Origin of the sequence: Pontibacter harenae (genome assembly GCF_020907245.1) — a bacterium.
GTDB classification, from domain to species: Bacteria; Bacteroidota; Bacteroidia; order Cytophagales; family Hymenobacteraceae; genus Pontibacter; species Pontibacter harenae.
This window is the reverse complement of sequence record NZ_JAJJWH010000011.1, coordinates 112,197-131,558: the sequence shown is the minus strand read 5'-3', so window position 1 is coordinate 131,558 and position 19,362 is coordinate 112,197. Positions and strand designations below refer to the sequence as shown.

The 19,362-nt window shown below is 44.8% G+C and carries 12 protein-coding genes; 8 read left to right on the top strand and 4 right to left on the bottom strand.

Features of this window, described 5'->3' with window-relative positions:
- On the top strand, positions 1–4,358 hold a 4,358-nt coding region (locus LN893_RS08335; RefSeq protein ID WP_229969353.1), incomplete at its 5' end, for a PKD domain-containing protein.
- 142 nt (positions 4,359–4,500) lie between these two features.
- Positions 4,501–6,138 carry an Ig-like domain-containing protein gene (locus LN893_RS08330; RefSeq protein ID WP_229969352.1) on the top strand — a complete coding sequence of 546 codons (1,638 nt, stop codon included), beginning with the start codon at positions 4,501–4,503 and terminating at the stop codon, positions 6,136–6,138.
- 134 nt (positions 6,139–6,272) lie between these two features.
- Here the strand turns inward: LN893_RS08330 and LN893_RS08325 are convergent, their stop codons facing one another.
- From LN893_RS08325 to LN893_RS08310, 4 genes are all read right to left on the bottom strand, one after another.
- Entirely contained in the window at positions 6,273–7,718 is a 1,446-nt protein-coding gene (locus LN893_RS08325; RefSeq protein WP_229969351.1) for an NAD-dependent succinate-semialdehyde dehydrogenase, read from the bottom strand.
- A gap of 224 nt (positions 7,719–7,942) precedes the next feature.
- A complete protein-coding gene (locus LN893_RS08320) occupies positions 7,943–9,757 on the bottom strand; it encodes a nitronate monooxygenase family protein (protein WP_229969350.1) in 1,815 nt (604 codons plus the stop codon).
- Between the two features lie 162 nt (positions 9,758–9,919).
- A complete protein-coding gene (locus tag LN893_RS08315; RefSeq protein WP_229969349.1) occupies positions 9,920–10,060 on the bottom strand; it encodes a hypothetical protein in 141 nt (46 codons plus the stop codon).
- Between the two features lie 69 nt (positions 10,061–10,129).
- Positions 10,130–10,702: a universal stress protein gene (locus LN893_RS08310; RefSeq protein ID WP_229969348.1), complete on the bottom strand. Its 573-nt coding sequence runs from the start codon at positions 10,700–10,702 to the stop codon at positions 10,130–10,132.
- A 236-nt stretch (positions 10,703–10,938) separates the two neighbouring features.
- On the opposite strand from LN893_RS08310, the gene LN893_RS08305 reads away from it, so the two are divergent.
- The 6 genes from LN893_RS08305 to LN893_RS08280 all read left to right on the top strand — a co-directional run bounded on the left by LN893_RS08305 (position 10,939) and on the right by LN893_RS08280 (position 19,040).
- Positions 10,939–12,489, top strand: coding sequence for a PAS domain-containing sensor histidine kinase (locus LN893_RS08305; RefSeq protein WP_229969347.1), 1,551 nt, complete (start codon positions 10,939–10,941; stop codon positions 12,487–12,489).
- A 7-nt stretch (positions 12,490–12,496) separates the two neighbouring features.
- The gene (locus tag LN893_RS08300) at positions 12,497–12,943 is read left to right on the top strand and encodes a response regulator (RefSeq protein ID WP_229969346.1); all 447 of its coding nucleotides are present in this window, start codon (positions 12,497–12,499) and stop codon (positions 12,941–12,943) included.
- Between the two features lie 15 nt (positions 12,944–12,958).
- Complete coding sequence (locus tag LN893_RS08295; RefSeq protein WP_229969345.1) at positions 12,959–14,185, top strand: hybrid sensor histidine kinase/response regulator; 1,227 nt, start codon at positions 12,959–12,961, stop codon at positions 14,183–14,185.
- A 2-nt stretch (positions 14,186–14,187) separates the two neighbouring features.
- The gene (locus LN893_RS08290) at positions 14,188–15,252 is read left to right on the top strand and encodes a response regulator (protein WP_229969344.1); all 1,065 of its coding nucleotides are present in this window, start codon (positions 14,188–14,190) and stop codon (positions 15,250–15,252) included.
- A gap of 504 nt (positions 15,253–15,756) precedes the next feature.
- Positions 15,757–17,019: a glutamyl-tRNA reductase gene (gene hemA, locus LN893_RS08285; RefSeq protein ID WP_229969343.1), complete on the top strand. Its 1,263-nt coding sequence runs from the start codon at positions 15,757–15,759 to the stop codon at positions 17,017–17,019.
- Positions 17,020–17,345: 326 nt separating this feature from the next.
- On the top strand, positions 17,346–19,040 hold the full coding sequence (locus LN893_RS08280; protein ID WP_229969342.1) for an ATP-binding protein: 1,695 nt from the start codon (positions 17,346–17,348) through the stop codon (positions 19,038–19,040).
- Positions 19,041–19,362: the final 322 nt, after the last annotated feature.

Genomic DNA, 19,362 nt, shown 5'->3' with positions numbered 1-19,362 from the left:
ACTCCAAGGCCGTCAACCCCTTCTTCAAATCCGCAACGGAGTTACGAGCATACCAAAGAGCACTGAACGGTGCTGGTATACCAGTTGCTGGCGTACTGTTAGATATAGACGGAGAAATCAGAAACAGTTCTGCCCCAGACATAGGAGCAGACGAGTTTATGGTGGACTTCGGGATTACCCGCCTGATCAGCCCGACCTTAGATTGTGATCAGACCTCATCCGAAGCTGTAACTGCTAACATTGCGCAGTTTGGTGATATTCCTTTTACAGACATCAAGATCGCTTACCAGGTAAATAAAGGCACGATCTATACAGAAACTATCAAAGGGCAGATCAATACAGATATTGAGCATACTTTCCAGCAGGTGCAGAACCTGTTACAAGATGGTCGCTATGACTTTAAAGTGTGGTTGGTCGGTATTCAGGATGACAATGTAAACAACGACACCTTGTATGTGGCACGTTTCAAGAAGCCGAGACCAAATGCGAGCTTTAACTTTACTGCCCAATGCGCTGGTGTGCCAGTTGCTTTTCAAGGGAATGCCAGTGTAAATCCAGGTAAGATAGCTCGTTATGAGTGGGATTTTGGCGATGGCGAAACCGCTGATGAGAAGAACCCAAGCCATATCTATAAACTTTCTGGCACCTACACGGTTATAATGCGTGCTTATTCAGAGGAAGGCTGCTATGGTTCGGTTAGTCAAAACATTACGATTACGACCACACCTCAGGCTAAATTCTCTGCCCCTAGTGCTTGTGCAGGCTCGCCAGTTGCTTTCCAAAACGAGAGTACCGTAAGTTCCGGCACTATGACCTACCTATGGGATTTTGGTGATGGCACAAGTTCAACAGAAGAACAGCCTTCCAAGTTGTACAGCAGAGCAGGGACTTATAAGGTGCAGCTAACAGCAAAGAACAGCTTGGGCTGCAGCGACTTCTATATCAAAAATGTAGTGATTAATGCGCTGCCAGCTGTTACACTTGCTGCTTTCAATCCTGTTTGTGCCGAGGCTCCAGCTTTTAACTTAACAGGAGGTTTGCCAAAAGGTGGAGCCTACTCAGGAAAAGGAGTAGTAGATGGTACGTTTAGTGCTGCTACGGCAGGTGTTGGTACGCATACCATCACCTACACTTATACCAACGAGAATGGCTGTATCAGTTTTGCTACTAACACCATTCAGGTAAAAACACTGCCTACGGTTTCCTTCACTGGTTTGCCAGCGACACTTTGTGTAAACGCTGCAGCTGTTAATCTAAGCGCATCGCCAGCTGGTGGTGTTTGGGTAGGAAACGGTATGAATAAAGATGGCGTGTTCAATCCTGCTACAGCGGGTGTGGGAACACATACCGTAGAGTATATATATGCGGATGCGGGTGGTTGTACGAACAAAGCAACCAAAACCATTGAAGTAACAGCTACGCCAGGCACTCTAACAGCCAACAGTAATAGTCCTGTGAACATAGGTGGCACCTTAAACTTAACAGCTACTACCATACAAGGGGCAACTTATAGCTGGTCTGGTCCTGATGGCTTTACTTCTACCTCACAGAATCCTTCTGTTGTAAGCACTACCAGCAAAGCAGCGGGTACTTATAAAGTTACGGCTACTTTGAACGGCTGTAGTAGCTCTGCCATAGTTACTGTTTCTATCAACCAGACTGCGGTAGTAAGTAGCTTCAGCCCTACAAGTGGAGTAAAAGGTACAAAAGTAACTATAAAGGGTAATGGATTTACAGGGGCAACTATGGCTAGATTCCGAAATGCAAGAGCCTTCGATTTCACTGTATTAGATGATGAAACAATTGTCGTTTCTGCACCAGGTTGCTGCACAGGTCCGATTAGTGTAGATACTCCAACAGGCACGGTAATAAGTGATTCCACCTTTACAGTACTGACAAATACCATAACTGTTTCTACATTGCCAAACGGTAATACTTACTGTGCAGGAGGTGTTATGAGTATACCATTTACAGTTACGGGTACTTATGCTGAGGGAAACTCCTTTACTGCGCAATTGTCAGATGCCACGGGTAGCTTCGCCGCTCCAGTAACTATCGGTACGCTAAGCAGCGGAGCATCGGGTACTATTGCGGCAACTTTTCCTACAGGTACAAATGCAGGCACAGGGTATAGAGTAAGAGTGGTTTCTTCTAGTCCTGCTGTAACAAGTGCAGATAACGGTGCAAACCTAACGGTACAAAGTACGGTTGCAACACCTGGTGCCATAGCTGGTAATTTCAGTGTATGTGCAAACACTGAAGCAACATATTCTATTAGCGCAGTTAGTGGTGCTACCTCTTATACCTGGACAGTACCAGCAGGTTGGGTAATTACTTTTGGTCAGGGTACAGCCACTGTAAAAATAACTGCAGGAAGTGCTAGTGGAGATATTGAAGTAACAGCGTCGGGAAGCTGCGGTAGCAGCAGTGCAAGTGTCATGGCAGTTACAGTTTCTTCTCCAGCTACACCTACTGTATTAGCTAACGCACCACAGGTAGGTGGTACGCTTAACCTAACAGCCAGCAGCATTAGCGGTGCTACTTATAAATGGACTGGTCCGAATGGCTACACAGCAACAGAGCAGAACCCAACTAGAGCAAATGTTACAGCAGCTATGGCGGGTACTTATTCGGTTACGGCAACAGTTAACGGTTGCACAAGTGCAGCTGCTTCGGTAACAGTAACTATAAATCCAGCCAACACGCTAACCATAGCTGTGGATTCAGTGAGCGGCATTGCCAATTCTGAGATTCTGATCCCTGTGCGCGTGAAAGACTTCGAGAACATCCTTTCCATGCAGGGCAGTATCGAGTGGAACAGTGCAGTTGCTTCCTTTGTAGGAGTGGAGTCTTTTGGATTAGCTGGTTTAAGCAGCTCTAATTTCAACGGGGCGACATCGGCAAATGGTAAACTTGGCTTCTCGTGGCACGACGCTAGCTCTACGCCAGTTACGCTTTCTGATGATGCTGTAATCTTTGCTTTAAAGATGAAACTGGTAGGAGCAGCAGGTGCTAAGACTGCCGTAAGCATAACAGGTAATCCTGTGCAACTGGAAGTAACGAACAATAGCTATACAGCTATTCCTGTAACTACTGTTGAAGGTGCGGCTATAATAGAGAAAGAGGGTACAATTGCTGGTACGGTTAAATCTCAGTTGGGCACCTCGTTAAATAATGTGGTGGTTAAGCTGACGAACGGTGCAAGCAAGCAAGCCGTTACAACTCCTGCCTCTGGTGTATTCAGCTTTAAGATAACAGGAAGCGGTAGCTACACCCTGGCTCCAGCTAAGCGCAATGAAGTAGAGGTGGATAATGGCGTTACTACTTTAGACATCGTACAGATTCAACGGCATATCTTGGGCGTACAGAAACTTGCCTCTCCATACAAAGTGATCGCAGGAGACGTGAATAACTCTGGCTCGGTGACAACTCTAGACATAGCCCTGATCCGATCGCTGATTCTGCAAAGCATAAGCAGTTTCCCTGGCAACAAGACCTGGGCTTTTGTGAATAGCGACTTTTCTTTTGCTGAGCCTGCTAATCCTTTCCCTTACGACAGTACCCGCACCTACAGTAATGCGGCAGAGCTGAGCGGCCAGGATTTCATTGGTATTAAGTTAGGAGACGTGAACGACAGTTGGGATGCCTCCACGGCCAGAACACAGTTGGCTGGGGAGGTAAACTTTAAGATGGAGAGCCAAGAGGCCGCACCAGGTAAAGAAGTTGTACTTCCAGTGTCGGTTAAAGATTTCAGTGACGTCAGCGGCTATCAGTTTACCTTAAACTGGGATCCGAAGGTGCTAGAGTTTGTCCGCGTGGAGCATGCTGGTTTAGAGGGTGCTTACGGTACACACAGTGTAGGCAAAGGAAAACTGACAACTGTATGGGCAGAGCCGAACGGCGGGAGCCTGAGTCTGGAGGATGGCACCCAAGTCTTCAGTGTGAGGTTCAGGGTAATAGGAGAAAACGAAACGGAAAGCAAGGTGGAAATTAACTCTTCATTGACAAGAGGTGTGGCTTACACAGGAAGCCTGGAGCAGCTGAGCGTTAAATCAGAAAGTGCACAGGTTAAAGTAAAAGCTCCTGGCTATGCCCTTTACCAAAACTACCCGAACCCGTTCTTAAAACAAACCACACTCCAATTTGAGGTGCCAGAAGAGCAGGAGGTAACGCTCACCATTTATAACTTGCTAGGTCAGGTAGTTAAGCAATATCGCGGTAAGTTTGCCGCTGGTGAGCATAGCGTTATCTGGAAAGGAGACGATACAACTGGCAAAAGTGTGAGTGCTGGGTCTTATTATTGCCGCATGCAGGCTGGTAAGTTTAGCCAGTCTATTCAACTTATCTTAGTTAATTAATTACGGAGGCTGTGCATCGGAAGGTGTACAGCGGAGGAAGGAGAGATGGATGTTTAAAATGGTGTACCGCAGCATAGGGATACTATGCTTACTGCTTACCATAGCTTTTAATGCCTACAGCCAGACTACAAAATTACTGCTTATGGCAGATTCTGTAGCTGGCATGCCAGGCACTGAGGTTGTAGTGCCAGTTCGTGCGGAAGGTTTCCATAGCATAATCACTGCACAGGGAAGTATTACATTTGATCCTGATGTGGTAAGGCTGAAGGGCGTGGAACAGTATGGTTTGGCTGGTATGGACTCTTCTAACTTTCGTATCATGCAAAATGCACAGGGGAAGCTGCTTTTCTCCTGGGATGATGCCACACTGGAAGGGCAAAGTTTAGCAAATGAAGCTGTATTGTTTGCTATGCGCTTTAAAGTGATAGGCGACTATGGTAGCATTAGTGTGATAAACTTCACCGATAGCCCAACGAAACTGGAGTTTGCCAACAGCAATTTTGCGGCAACTACTGTTGCTTTGAAAGCTGGTAAAGTGCAAGTGCCTGCTTATGCTATCATCACTAGTCCTTTGGATCAGGATACTTTGTGTGTAAGTAGTAGCATTCCTGTTGCATTTACGGCCCATGGCGTGTATGATAGCGGCAATTTCTTTACGGTGCAGCTTTCAGATGAGAAAGGCTCTTTTCAAGATGCGATCACTGTTGGAGAAGGAACTCAAAGTCCAATTATAGTTACTTTGTCTGCAGGTATAACAGAAGGTACAAAATACAGAATAAGAGTTGTTGCCTCGTCACCTGCTATAGTGGGTAGCGACAATGGGCATGACATCAGTATTGGAGGCTTACCTTCGGCTCCTGCAGTAGTTCATAGTAATACTTGTGGCCCTGGAAGTGTGACGTTATCAGCGAGCGGGGCACCATTAGGAGGTAGCTACCGCTGGTATGCAGATGCCTCAGGAAGCGAACTTTTGGCTGCAGAGTCTAGTGGCGTTTTTATCACTCCGACTATAACGGCTTCTGCCACTTATTATGTAGCGGCTGTAAACAGCATGGGATGTGAAAGCGAGAGAGTACCAGTGCAGGCAACCGTAGTCGACCTTGATTCGGTGATAGTTGGACCTGATGAGGAAGTATGTATAGATGATGCTCCTTTTTTGCTGGAGGAGGGTGAGCCTACTGGAGGAGTATGGTCTGGCACAGGCGTTGGTGCTACAGGAGTATTTAATCCCTTACTTGCAGGCGAGGGAACGCATCAGTTGACGTACACTATTACGTGCCAGAACGGAAGCATAGCAGAAGCTTCGAAGAACATCAGAGTGATAGATGTAAGGGGTGTACCAAGCATAGCGCAAATCGGAGTTGACAGTCTGGTTACAGACATCATAGGAGCTAGCTATGAGTGGGAGGCCAATGGAAGAACTTTCACCTCTACAAGTAACAAAATACGCATTTCGGAGCCAGGCTTTTATAAGGTAAGAGTGTTTGATGGAGGTTGTGTTTCAGAACTATCGGATATTTTTACCGCTTCCTTTTATGCAGACTTTGTGGTGTACCCCAATCCGAGTATTGGGGTGGTGACCGTTTCAGGACCAACATTGGAAGAAGGTTTGGAGATAGAAGTGTTTAATTCTATAGGGAAAAGGGTGTACCAAAAGACCCTGAGGAGTTTTTCTGGAAAAGAAAAAGTAGATTTAGGGCATTTAAGCGCAGATTTATACTTTATGTCCCTTAGAACCTCCAAGATGAAGATGGTGGTAAAGCTGGCGTTTGCAAATTGAATTGGTAAAATGTTCATGGCTGAACTCAATTGATATATTAAAGAAAGTAAGAAGCCTCACTATTGCAGTGAGGCTTCTTACTTTCTAAACTCTTTGTCTGATTGGGATTCGAAAGAAAGTTGCTAATCCCTGCTCTACTTCACCCCACCAAAGCACAGGTACTTAATCTCCATAAAATAGTCCATACCATACTTGGAGCCCTCACGGCCGAAGCCAGATTCTTTGATGCCGCCAAAAGGAGCTACTTCTGTCGAGATCAAACCTTCGTTGATGCCGACCATGCCATATTCCAAGGCCTCGGCCACACGCCAGCAGCGCGATACATTTTGGCTGTAGAAGTAGGAGGCAAGGCCGTACTGCGTGTCATTAGCCATCTGAATAGCTTCTTCTTCTGTGCTGAAACGGAAAATAGGGGCCACAGGTCCAAAAACTTCTTCTTTAGCGATGAGCATATCATTGGTGGCATCAGCTAGTACAGTTGGCTTATAAAACAGGCCCTCCAGAGGTTCGCCGCCATAAGTTACCTTTGCACCCTTAGAAACAGCATCTTCTACATGCTCCTTTACTTTCGTTATAGCTTTTTTGCTGATCAATGGACCTAACTGTACATCCTTGTCCAGGCCGTTGCCAATTTTCAGCTTAGCTACAGCTTGCGTAAATTTCTCTACAAACACATCATATATCTTGTCCTGAACCAGTATGCGGTTCACGCAGACGCAGGTCTGGCCGTTGTGACGGAACTTCGAGACAATAGCGCCTTGTACGGCTGCATCAATGTCAGCATCCTCGAAAACAATAAAAGGGGCATTGCCACCCAACTCCAACGACAGCTTTTTTAAGGTAGAGGCACATTGGCTCATGAGAAGCTTACCTACAGGCGTAGAGCCTGTAAAAGACAACTTACGCACTTTCGGATTTTCACATAGCTCTTTGCCAACCTCGCTACTGTCAGTAGATGGAACTGTATTGTACACGCCAGGCGGAAAACCTGCTCTTTCTGCTAATACTGATAAAGCTAAAGCCGTAAGTGGTGTTTCGGAAGGAGGCTTTACTACCACGGGGCTGCCCGCAGCCAGCGCAGGGCCTACTTTGCGGGTTATCATGGCCAAAGGGAAATTCCATGGTGTAATGGCGGCTGCTACACCAACGGATTGTTTAATTACTACCAGTCGCTTGTCTTTTGTTGGAGCAGGAATTACGTCCCCATAAGCGCGTTTAGCCTCCTCGGCAAACCATTCTATAAACGAGGCACCGTAATTTACTTCGCCCAAGCTTTCGGTCAGCACCTTGCCAGACTCAATGGTCATAATATGAGCAAGTTCCTCTTTATGCTCCATGATCAGGTCAAACCACTTCCGCAGAAGGGTAGCTCGCTCTTTAGCTGTCATTTCACGGTAAGCGGGCCATGCAGCATCTGCGGCGTCTATGGCTTTACGCACGTCTTCCCTGTTCAGGTCTGCCACCGAGGTAATTACTTCGCCTGTAGCTGGGTTTGTTACCTCAAACGTGTTGCCGCTGGCGGCTTTAACCCACTGCCCGTTTATATAGGCATCTGTTCTAACTAAGCTGTTCTCTTCCATTTGGTATGATAAAATAGCAGATCAAATATAATATGCTTTTCCTTTTACCATTATTTCAGAGTCTTCGTTTTCTTAACCAGCTAAAGTTGCTGCTAGTCATCTGGATAGTTCTTATACTTGCTGTGGTACAGCAGTTAGTGCATACATAGCAAAAGCTATTCGTTTCTGTAGGCAAATGATTGCAGCCAGAAACGAATGGCTTTACATAGGGTGTTTCAGATAACCTACACCGTTGCTGTTTGGCCATACTGTGCTGCCAGTAGCTGCTCTTCGGCTTCAAGGAGTTCATCCAACATAATTTCTTGTCGCTCCAGTTCGTGGGGGAATAGGGTGGGGAGCAGGTTTTTATAGTAGGTGATGCCAGCCTGTAGGTTCTGTAAAAAAGTTAGCAGGTACCTATGCTGCTTCTCATTAAAATCATCTGCCAGTTCTGCCTTCTTTTTCTTCCCGTAGTCTACGTACATGTTCAGTTCATTTATAAACACATGCGGGCGATAAGTATCATTTAGCGCATTAAAGCGGCCGTAGATGTGATCCACCATTTCTTGTAGCTTAAACACCTTAGAGAAAAAAGCGAGGTTCGGTCCAGGACAAATAGCTACTGATTTGGAGATGGTTTTTCGGCTGATGTTGTACAAGACTTGAGCAGAGTTTGCAAGCCCCTCGCACAAGCATTCCTTTGCCAACACCTTTGCCTCTTCAGATAAATAAACATGCTGCGGAAGGTTCTGGCCTTTTAGTTGCTCCAGCTTTCGACGTTGGTACTGGCGGGAGGCGGTGCAAATAGGTTCTTTAGTAAACTCCGTGTTAGAAATCAGGTGCTTCTTTATGCATGGGCTGCCTGGTTTTTCTTTCGCTATTCTGACGTTCTTCAGTTCTTCACTTGATGTGCCGTGCAATGCGTTGAAAGGTACTCCTAGCGGTGAGATAGGACTAAGGTATAAGTCTTTCGCCTGTGCTTGCACCAGCTTTTGCATTGTTTCCTCATCCACAGTGGTTGCCTCAGGTACTAGCAGAAATGGAGTGCCCCAACCTGTAGCGTCCAAGTCGAAGTGCTGTAGCAGGAAGTTATGTTCATCGGCGGTGCCTATGCCTCCTTGTACGGTGATGCGCACAGGTGGCGGATCTATAGGAACATGCTGCCCTTTGCTGGCGAGTGCGGAAGCGTAGAGTGAATATAACTCAGATTGTAATGCTTCCCTGTTCTGCTTAAACTCCTCCAGTATGGGGCCGAGCAAATAGCCGTCAGTGGCGAAAGCATGTCCGCCGCAGTTTAAACCAGACTCTACCCTGAACTCCGATACCCAAAGCCCTTTCTTGGCCAGAATTTTCCCTTGTACCAATGCAGAGCGGTAGTCGCTAACCTTTATAATTATTTTTTTGTCAAATTCGCCGTGTTCGTTTAACAAGAAGCTCGGGAACTGCTCTATATAACTAAAGAGACGCATGTTCATGCCTGCAGAGAAAACAACCGAAGACTTAACAGTACTGTTTGCATAGCCACGAAGTGCTGCCTGCGCATCAGAAAATTCCTGTGGCAGCGGCTCTCCACTTTTGCTAAAGTTTGCGCGGTCTAGCTTCGTCATAATGTTCACATCGATGCTGCCAGCCACTATAGCCTTCCGTAGCTCATCCTGTAGTTGTACTTTCTGAGGCAGATCAGTTGTTTGCAGCATTTGCAGGTAAAGCGTCTTCAGGGAAGATGTTTCAGGTAGCAGTTCGAAATATTTTGTAATTTCCGTACCAGGTATGAATTCTTCCTGTCGAAGCACCTCTGTTTGTTCTGACACTAATTCATTCACCAGGTCCAGATAGGCTGTAATTCTCCTGGCTCTGTAGTCTTCCTCGTTTGGCGTAATGGGAACATATGACTTCTTATGTAGTTGGCTATAATGTGCCCGCATCTGTTCTACTAAGGCATCATCGCTGAGCGAGAGAACAGAGGAGATACCAAAACGAGCTACTTTTAAAGGAGAATCTATCGAAAAAGAAAGCCCCATAACTGGGATATGAAACGAGTGAAGTGTTTGCTGTTGCATGCGTATGTAAGAAGTGTGTAAACTATAGATTTATTATGGTCAGGTTGAGGTTTTTACCATGCCCCAAGGTAGTAGCGTTGTTGTTAATCAGATATAAAGACCATCAGCAACCGAAGTGACAGAAGTCATTGTAAATGCCACTGTAGGGGAAGTGCCGTAGCTTTAACCAGGCAGCATGAGTAGCGGCATTGTGTTGGCATACTGAATAATGGGACCTTGTAAACTATAAACCTGCTGTGTGGGAAGCACAAGTAAATCAGGGGCAATTGCGCTTACCTTCAAGGCTTTTTCCGTGTGCTCCAAGTTAAAATTTGCCCTACTTGCCGCTGCAATAAATGGTTCTTGTGCTGTCTCGGAAACGGTACTCAGTGCTTATTCTGGTTGTTTGTTTTGCTGGAGTACCGTTTGCCTTGCCTGAAACAGTTGTGCCAATTCTTCTGCCAATTTGTTGGTTGGCTTTAGTAAGGAAAGTTCTGTTGAATCCTGTACAACCGCAATTTGCTCAATGGATCTAAACACTGCTTTCGGCGGCACATATAGCACTGGGTAAGCAGCATTTTCTAGCAACTCCCGCGATACATTTCCGAACTGCAGATGTTTGCTTTTTCCAAAACCATGTGTGCCAATCACTACGAGCCTTGTTCCTATTTTGTCAGCAAGAGTAGGTATTTCATCGGCAGCGTAGCCTGGTTTCATAATGCGGGTGATGGAGATGCCGTATTTTCTGTGTAACTCCCTTGCCTGCTCATCCAACTTATGCTGGGCCTCCTCTTCTGTCATGGCAACTCCGAGCGGTATTTCGTCATAGTTCAGCCCTGTTAAAGGTTGAAGCGCATGAAACAAAATAACACGTGCTTCGATACACCGAGCAAAGGCCCCTGCATAATGAGCTGAATTATAAGCGTTATCAGAAAAGTCGGTTGCTACCAAAATATCTTTTATCATGACTGAATTCACATTTAAGCCTCTTCCTGAACGGCTCCACTTCTAATTGAAAGGGCGCATAAGTATTTGCAGAGCAGTTCGTTTTTTCCTTCCAGAGGCAAAACTATAGAGGGTGCGCTAGTTACTGAATGATGGTTGATAACTTGAAAAGTGACATTGATCATTATTTGTGTTTGCAGGTATGGTAACTTTGCAGTATAATAGGGTGAAGTACATTTTTCATAAAAACCTAAAAGTTGGAAGAAACTGAAAATAATTCTAACCTGAACATAGATAACCTGCTGCGGCTAAAAGCTGTGATAGACACTGCTGTGGATGGGATTATTACCATTGATAGCCTTGGTTTTATCGAAACAATGAACCCTGCAGCTGCCAAAATTTTCGGTTATCAGCCAGAAGAGATTCTGGGGCAGAACATCAAAATACTGATGCCTGAGCCCGATAAGAGCCAGCACGATAATTACATCGCTAACTATTTGCGCACAGGAGATGCCAAGATTATAGGGATCGGGCGTGAGGTACTTGGAAAGAAAAAGGATGGTGCCGTTTTTCCGTTTCTACTGAGTATAAGCGAAGTAAGGCTACACAACAGAACTATCTTTACGGGTGTTGTACATGATATTTCTGGCCTTAAAAAGGCTGAGGAAGCCCTGCGCGAAAGTGAAAACAAGATCAATTCTATTATTCAAGCTGCTGTAGATGGTATTATCACCATCGATACAAGAGGTAAAATGGAGATGGTGAACCCATCTGCTGCGAAGCTTTTTGGTTACGATGTTGAAGAACTTTTAGGTAAGAGCATTAATATACTCATGCCTGAGCCCGACAAAAGCCAGCACGACAGCTATATGGGCCGCTACCATAAAACAGGAGAGAGGCGCATTATAGGTATAGGCAGAGAAGTAACAGGTCTTAGAAAAGACGGTACAGTTTTCCCTTTCTACCTTAGTATAAGCGAGGTGCAACTGGCAGATCGAAAGGTTTATACTGGTTTTGTACATGACATTACACGGCAGAAGCTAACAGAGGAAAGATTGAGGCGCTACGCTGCAGAATTGGAGCGTAGCAACCGTGAACTACAGGACTTTGCCTATGTATCGTCGCACGACTTGCAGGAGCCGCTGCGTAAAATACAGGCTTTTGGCGACAGGCTACTGACGAAAGAGTACGATAACCTGAGCGAACAGGGGAAAGATTATATAGAACGTATGCTGAATGCGGCAGTGCGCATGCAGAACTTGATTAATGACCTGCTGGCGTTCTCAAGAGTTACTTCTAAGTCTAAGCCTTTCGTAAAAGTGGACCTGGACACTGTGCTGACGGAAGTGCTATCTGATCTGGAAATTACGATAGAGCAAACTAAGGCCGAAATAGTGCGGTCGCCATTGCCCGAGATTGAGGCAGAGCCGACCCAAATGCGGCAGCTGTTCCAGAACCTGATCAGCAATGCGATTAAGTTCCGTAAAGAAAACGAAAATCCCATTATCAATATCTACGCTAAAAATCTTCAGCGGCAGGCCCATCTTACCGCTACACCAGGCGACGAAGTAACCGAAATTTATATAGAAGACAACGGTATTGGTTTCGATGAGAAGTACTTGGACCGTATTTTTAACATCTTTCAAAGGTTGGAAGGGCAGAAGTATGAAGGATCTGGTATAGGACTGGCTATATGCCGTAAAATAGCTATAAGGCACGGAGGCGATATCACAGCCCGCAGTCAGCCAGGCGTTGGCACCAGGTTTATCATTACGCTTGCACTAAAACAACCTCAGGAAGAATCATAATAAAGCCATGGCTAATAACAGACCTATTATTATACTTATTGCCGACGACGATGCCGAAGACCGCATGCTGGTGAAAGAAGCGCTGGAAGAAAGTCGCCTTACAAACCAAATGCAGTTTGTAGAGAATGGAGAAGAGCTGATGGACTACCTGCACAACCGTGGTAAGTACAGCGACAAAAAGAAGTATCCGGTGCCAGGCCTGATTTTACTGGACCTGAATATGCCTAAAAAAGATGGAAGAGAGGCGCTAAAGGAAATCAAGAGTGAAGACCACCTGCGCCTGATTCCGGTGGTGGTGCTTACTACCTCTAAGGCCGAAGAAGATATTCTGAGAACCTACGATCTAGGTGTAAGCTCCTTTATTACTAAGCCTGTGACTTTTGTAGCGCTTGTAGATGTAATGAAGACCTTAAGTAAATACTGGTTCGAGATTGTAGAATTACCAAAACTATAGTTGTAGTAAACCTAAATGCCTGATAGAATAAAAATATTACTGGTAGACGATGATGAGGACGACTTTATCATTACACGGGATATTATTCAGGATATACCCGGGCGCAACTACCTGTTAGATTGGGCCAGTTCTTTTGATGAGGCGCTTCGCCTGATTGAGCATAAGCAGCATGATGTGTATTTGGTAGACTTCCGTTTGGGAGCGCACGATGGCCTGGAGTTGATCTCGACGGCTATTGAACAAGGCTGCACGTCGCCGTTTATACTGCTTACAGGCCAAAGCGACAGAGAAACCGATGAAAAAGCCATGCGCGTGGGCGCCATGGATTATTTGGTGAAAGGCAATATCAATCCTTTTGATCTGGAGCGAGCCATTCGCTATAGTATTGACCATGCCAAAAGCCTGGCAGAAATACAGCAGCTAAACGCTCAATTGGAGCAGCGGGTAGAGGAGCGAACACAGGAATTGGCAGCGGCTATACGTAAGCTAGAGCGTACAAACAAAAGCCTTTACGAAGCAGAACAGGAAGTGCGGAAGGCGCTGCAAAAGGAAAAGGAACTGAACGAGCTGAAATCAAGGTTTGTCACCATCGCTTCGCATGAATTTCGTACTCCCCTGAGTACGGTTTTGTCATCGGCTTCGCTTATTGGCAAGTATAAAAAAACAGAGGAAGATGAGAAGCGTCAGAAGCACGTAGACCGCATTAAATCATCTGTTAGCAATTTAACCACCATTCTGAATGATTTCCTTTCTATCAGTCGCATAGAAGAAGGTATGATTTATAATGTACCGACTACTTTCGATCTGCAGGCTTTTGCCGAGGAAGTGAAAGACGAGTTGCAGGGTTTTCTGAAGGAGGGGCAGGATATTGTTTACAAACATACAGGCGAACAGACAGTTGTGAACCTGGACAAGCAACTGCTAAAGAATATTCTGCTTAACCTGCTCTCTAACGCAAGCAAGTATTCTAGCGAGGGCAAACAAATATTCTTCGATACAAGCACAACGGCAGATGCCATTAAAATTACCGTGCAGGATCAGGGAATTGGAATTCCGAAGGCAGATCAGGCCCACTTGTTTACACCTTTCTTCCGGGCCCAGAATGTTACGAACATACAGGGCACAGGGCTGGGGCTAAACATTGTAAAGAAATACATTGATATAATGAATGGTTCGCTTTTCTACGAGAGCGAGTTAGATAAAGGAAGCAGTTTCACCATTACGTTTCCGCAAAAGGCATAAAGATGAAAAAGATACTACTTATTGAAGATAACCAGGAAATCCGCGAAAACATAGCCGAGATTTTGACGCTTGCTAATTATGATATTCTGGAGGCTGAGAACGGAAAAGTAGGGGTGGAGCTGGCCAAGAAAGAGCTTCCTGATCTGATTATATGTGACATTATGATGCCACAACTCGATGGCTATGGCGTACTGCACATGCTCAGCAGCAATGCTGCTACCTCTGCCATACCTTTCATCTTTCTGACGGCAAAAACGGAAAAAGATGATTTTAGAAAAGGCATGAACTTGGGAGCCGACGACTACCTGACAAAGCCATTCGATGACTTAGAGTTGCTTGATGCCATAGAAATGCGCCTGAAGAAAAGCCAGATTCTTAAAACCGACTTCAATAAAAACATTGAGGGGCTGCAGGGTTTTATTCAGGAGGCAAAGGGGCTACAGGACCTGAACAAGTTGATTTCGAACGAGCAGAAGGTAACTACTCTGAAAAAGAAGCAACCTGTTTTCTCGGAGGGCAATTATCCCAATGCTTTGTTTTTTCTGAATAAGGGCCGCATTAAAACTTATAAATCTAACGAAGAAGGCCGCGAGTATATCACCAACCTGTACAAAGACGGCGACTTTATAGGCTATCTCGATCTGTTGGAGGAAAAGCCATATCGTGAATCGGCTGTGGCCATGGAAGATTCTGAAGTGTGTATTATCCCCAAAGAAGATTTCTTTTCGCTGTTACACAACAACCGTGATGTGGCTAACAAATTTATCAAAATACTCTCTGATAACCTGGCCGATAAAGAGGAGCGACTCTTGAAGCTGGCTTACAATTCTGTGCGGAAGCGTGTAGCCGAGGCACTGCTTTTAGTGGAGAAGCAGTATAAAAAAGAAGAACAAGCCACTAACTTTCAGGTTGCTATTTCCCGCGATGACCTGGCAAGTATAGTAGGAGCTTCAAAAGAAACTGTAATCCGTACCCTTGCCGACTTCAAAGACGAAAGACTGATTGATACGCAGGGCAGCAAAATCACAATTTTGAATTCGGATAAGCTGAAGCGTATGCGAAATTAAAGAGAAGTTGTACTCTCAGCAATATCATACTGCCAGTTTGAGCGAAGCGGTAAAGTAGGCGGCACATAATGGCTAGTTTGTAACTGGCGAAAGTAAAGAAACAGAAGTAGCGTAAGTTAAAAACTTGCCTCATAACTAGCCACAAGTTACGCTGTCGCTAAACTTGCGGCATGGTTTAGCTTTATGAAGAGTGTATTAGCACCTTTTCTTCTTCCTAAGAGGCTGTTTTGATTTTATATAAAGATTCTTTTTTTGCAAATTATAAAAACTTGAATTGTTGAAATTAGCTTATATGAGCAATTTTTTCATTTTCAAGTTTAGTTATTTAAAGGCCCTGTAAACCTATATTAACAAATCAAAACAGCCTCTAAGTCAGTACAGATTCCCTTAAAACAAGAAATGGATTAGGCAGGAGCTGACATCAATCTCCAATAAAACTGACATTCATCATGTTTATGCTGCCGAGATAGCTGGAAATTTGCAATGTGTTCTTAAAGTACAGAAATGCAAAACCAGTTTAAAGCACTTACCTTATCTTATAAACAAGCGCCTATTCCAGTGCGCGAGGCTGTTGCACTTAATGAGATTGCCTGTAGAAACCTCCTTGACAAAATTAAGGAGTTTACCGAGGCAAGTGATGTGCTGGTGCTTTCTACCTGCAACCGCACCGAAGTATATTATACTGCTGACAAAGATCTTTCGCGGGAAATTATAAAACTGATTGCCATTGAGAAGGGCTTTATTGCTGCGAAAGAGATAGCGCCATACTTTGTGCATATAACTGAGCACGAGGCAGCAGTGCAGCATTTGTTTTATGTGGCACTGGGGCTGGAGTCGCAGGTGGTGGGCGATATGCAGATACTGAACCAGGTGAAGAAAGCGTACCAGTGGGCGGCAGACGCAGACATGGCTGGGCCTTTTTTGCACAGACTGCTGCACACCATTTTTGCCACGAACAAGCAAGTGGTAAACCAGACTGCTTTTTTTGATGGAGCGGCCTCTGTTTCTTATGCCACTGTAGAACTGGTGGAGGAACTAACGCAGTATATGTTAAACCCAAGGGTGTTGATGATTGGCGTGGGTGAGATTGGGGCAAATGTTTGTGATAACTTCCAGAAAAGGAACTTAGACAACATAGTAATAGCCAACCGTACATACCGAAAAGCACTAGAGCTAGCGCAACGTACTAACTCAACTGCTGTATACTGGGAAAACGTGTGGGAAGAGATCAGCGTGGCCGATGTGATTATTTCATCAGTTCCTGGTGGTTGCTTTTTCATTAGCAAAGAAGCCGTTCAAAGGCAGGTACCTCAGTCGCCGAAGTTTTTTATCGATTTGTCAATGCCACGCAGCATCGACAGCGAGTTAGAAAACCTGCCTGGCATGAGCGTTTACAACGTTGACTCTATCCGAAACCGTGCAACAGAGGCTTTGGAAAACAGAATGGCTGCCATTCCTGTTGTGAAAGAAATTATAGCTGAGGCTGTGGCTGAGTTTCGAGCTTGGTCAAAAGAGATGGCTATATCGCCAGCTATTCAGCAGTTCAAGCAGCGCCTGGAGCAAATCAGGCAGCAGGAAATTGCACGTGCGTTTAAGAACTTAGGTTCTGAAAACAGAGAGCTGATAGAGACCATCACAACTAACATCTTGAACAAAATTGTGAAAATGCCTGTGTTGGAGCTGAAGTCAGCTTGCCAGCGCGGCGAATCTGAAGCTTTGATTGAAGGATTGAGTGCCTTGTTTAACCTGGAGAAGCAGGAGGCATAAGCTGCCTCCTAAGTAAAATATTATTTTATGTTTGGTGTAGCTCTTGTGCTGCGTTAGTAAAACAACGTGGAGCAAGAGCTATTTGTTTTTAATATAGGACTTTAGTTGTATAGTTTTACATTAATCTGGCTAATGGCTGTTTTTGCACTTTTACGTCAAAATTTCTCTTATATTTAACTAAAGCTCCTTCTGTAAATACTAACGTCTGATACCAGATTATTTTAGGAAAGGGTAAACTAATCTGGTTAAGTATGATGTTAGGGTACTGTTTTTTAAGGCTTCCTGAGCCTTAATTAAGGAGCCAAGCCAATATAGTTTTAAGAGGAATGAATCACAGAGAAACAGCTGAACAACAGGACCTGCTACAAAAGCTTATCGAGACGCAGCAAAAGTTGGAGGAACGTAATGAGCAGTTGGAGTTGCTTAACCAGGTAGGTGCCATACTTACTTCAGAACTGGAGCTAGAGAAGGTTGTTCAGAATGTGACTGATATTGCTACAAAGGCCAGCAAGGCACAGTTTGGCGCTCTCTTCTATAAAAAGCAAAACGAAAAAGGCGAAGACTATACACTCTACGCCTTGTCGGGTGCAGACAGAAGCCATTTTGCACATTTACCAGTACTACGTGAAACTCCAATGCTTTCTATCACTTTCCACGGGGAGGGAGTAGTAAGGTCTGATGACATTACAAAAGATGCTCGTTACGGAAATAACAGCCCTCACCGAGGAATGCCCAAAGGACATTTGCCTGTTAAAAGTTATCTGGCGGTTCCTGTTATCTCTAAAAGCGGCACAGTGCTGGGAGGTTTGTTCTTCGGCCACCGCGAGTCAGGTATATTCACCCAAAAAGAAGAAGATTTAGTAGTAGGCATTGCTGCACAGGCTGCTGTGGCTATAGATAATGCTCAACTGTATGAGGCAAAGCTACAGGCTGAGCAGCGTGTAAGTTTAGTTGTAGAGTCTATTCCTCACATGGCCTGGACTTCGCTATCTGACGGAATACCGAACTACTACAACAAGCGATGGTATGAGTATACAGGGCAAACAAAAGAACAGGTACTAAGCGAAGGCTGGGCAAGTGTGCTTCACCCACAAGACCTGGAGCATTCTATTTCTGTGTGGGAAGAAGCCAAGAAGCATGAAGAAGTTTATGAAGTTGAGCATCGTTTCAGACGCGTATCAGATGGAGCTTACCGTTGGCACATTACCAGGGGAGTACCTGTAAAAGATGACAATAACAGAGTTGTGCTCTGGGTGGGTACCTGCACCGATATTGACGATTACAAGAGGGCTCAAAAAAGCCTGCTGGCGAAGAATGAAGAACTGGTGAAGATAAATGAGGATCTGGATAACTTTGTGTACATCGCCTCGCACGATCTCAAGTCTCCTGTTCTGAACATTATGCAACTTGTAAAAGAACTGCACCAGTCTGCCACCTATACCTCAAAGGATTCTGAGGTACTGCTAGACTATCTCGATAAGTCGTTGCAGCGGTTAAACAGCACGATTAAAGACCTGGCAGAGGTTGCTAAAGTGCAGCGTGATGTAGGTACATCGGAAGATGTGTTTTCTGTAGATGAAATAGTGGAGGATTTGCTCGGAAGCCTAGTCGATATCACGAAACAAACGGGTGCAACTATCACAACAGATCTGCAGCCAGGTACTTCAGTTGCATTAACAAAGGTTAACCTGATGAGCGTGTTGTATAACCTGATTAGTAACAGTATCAAATATCGTTCTCCTGATCGGCCATTAGAAGTAAATATTACAGGAAGAGAGGAAAAAGAGTATTATAAGCTTGTTTTGGCTGATAACGGTTTGGGAATGGATATAGAAGGGCAGCGGGAAAAACTGTTTCAGATGTTCCGCCGTTTCCACGACCATGTGCCTGGTTCTGGTGTAGGTTTGTATATTGTAAACCGCATTATTAAAAACCAAGGCGGTTACATTGAGGTGACCAGTAAGGTAAACGAAGGTAGTACCTTTACACTCTATCTCAGAAAAAGGGATAAAGAGAACTAATACTAACTTGTTTAAAGGTGCTTCCATTGCTCAGAACTTTGTACGAACCTATTATGTCTATCTGTAATTTTTGAGGCACATTGCATTCTGCTGGCTTTTGCCTCGCCGGCATGGCCTTACTTTTCTCCTTGATGAGAAAAGTAAGCAAAAGAATCAAGACGATTTTGAACTCGCTGAACGCTCAAACAAAAAATCGTCGTTGCTGCACCTAGCAAAAGCCTTCTATTTTGTAGCAGAAACTGTGAACCTTATTTGTTACACAGATATGGAAGATGCTGGATACTAATTGATATAACTACAGGCGCTCTATAATATATAAAAG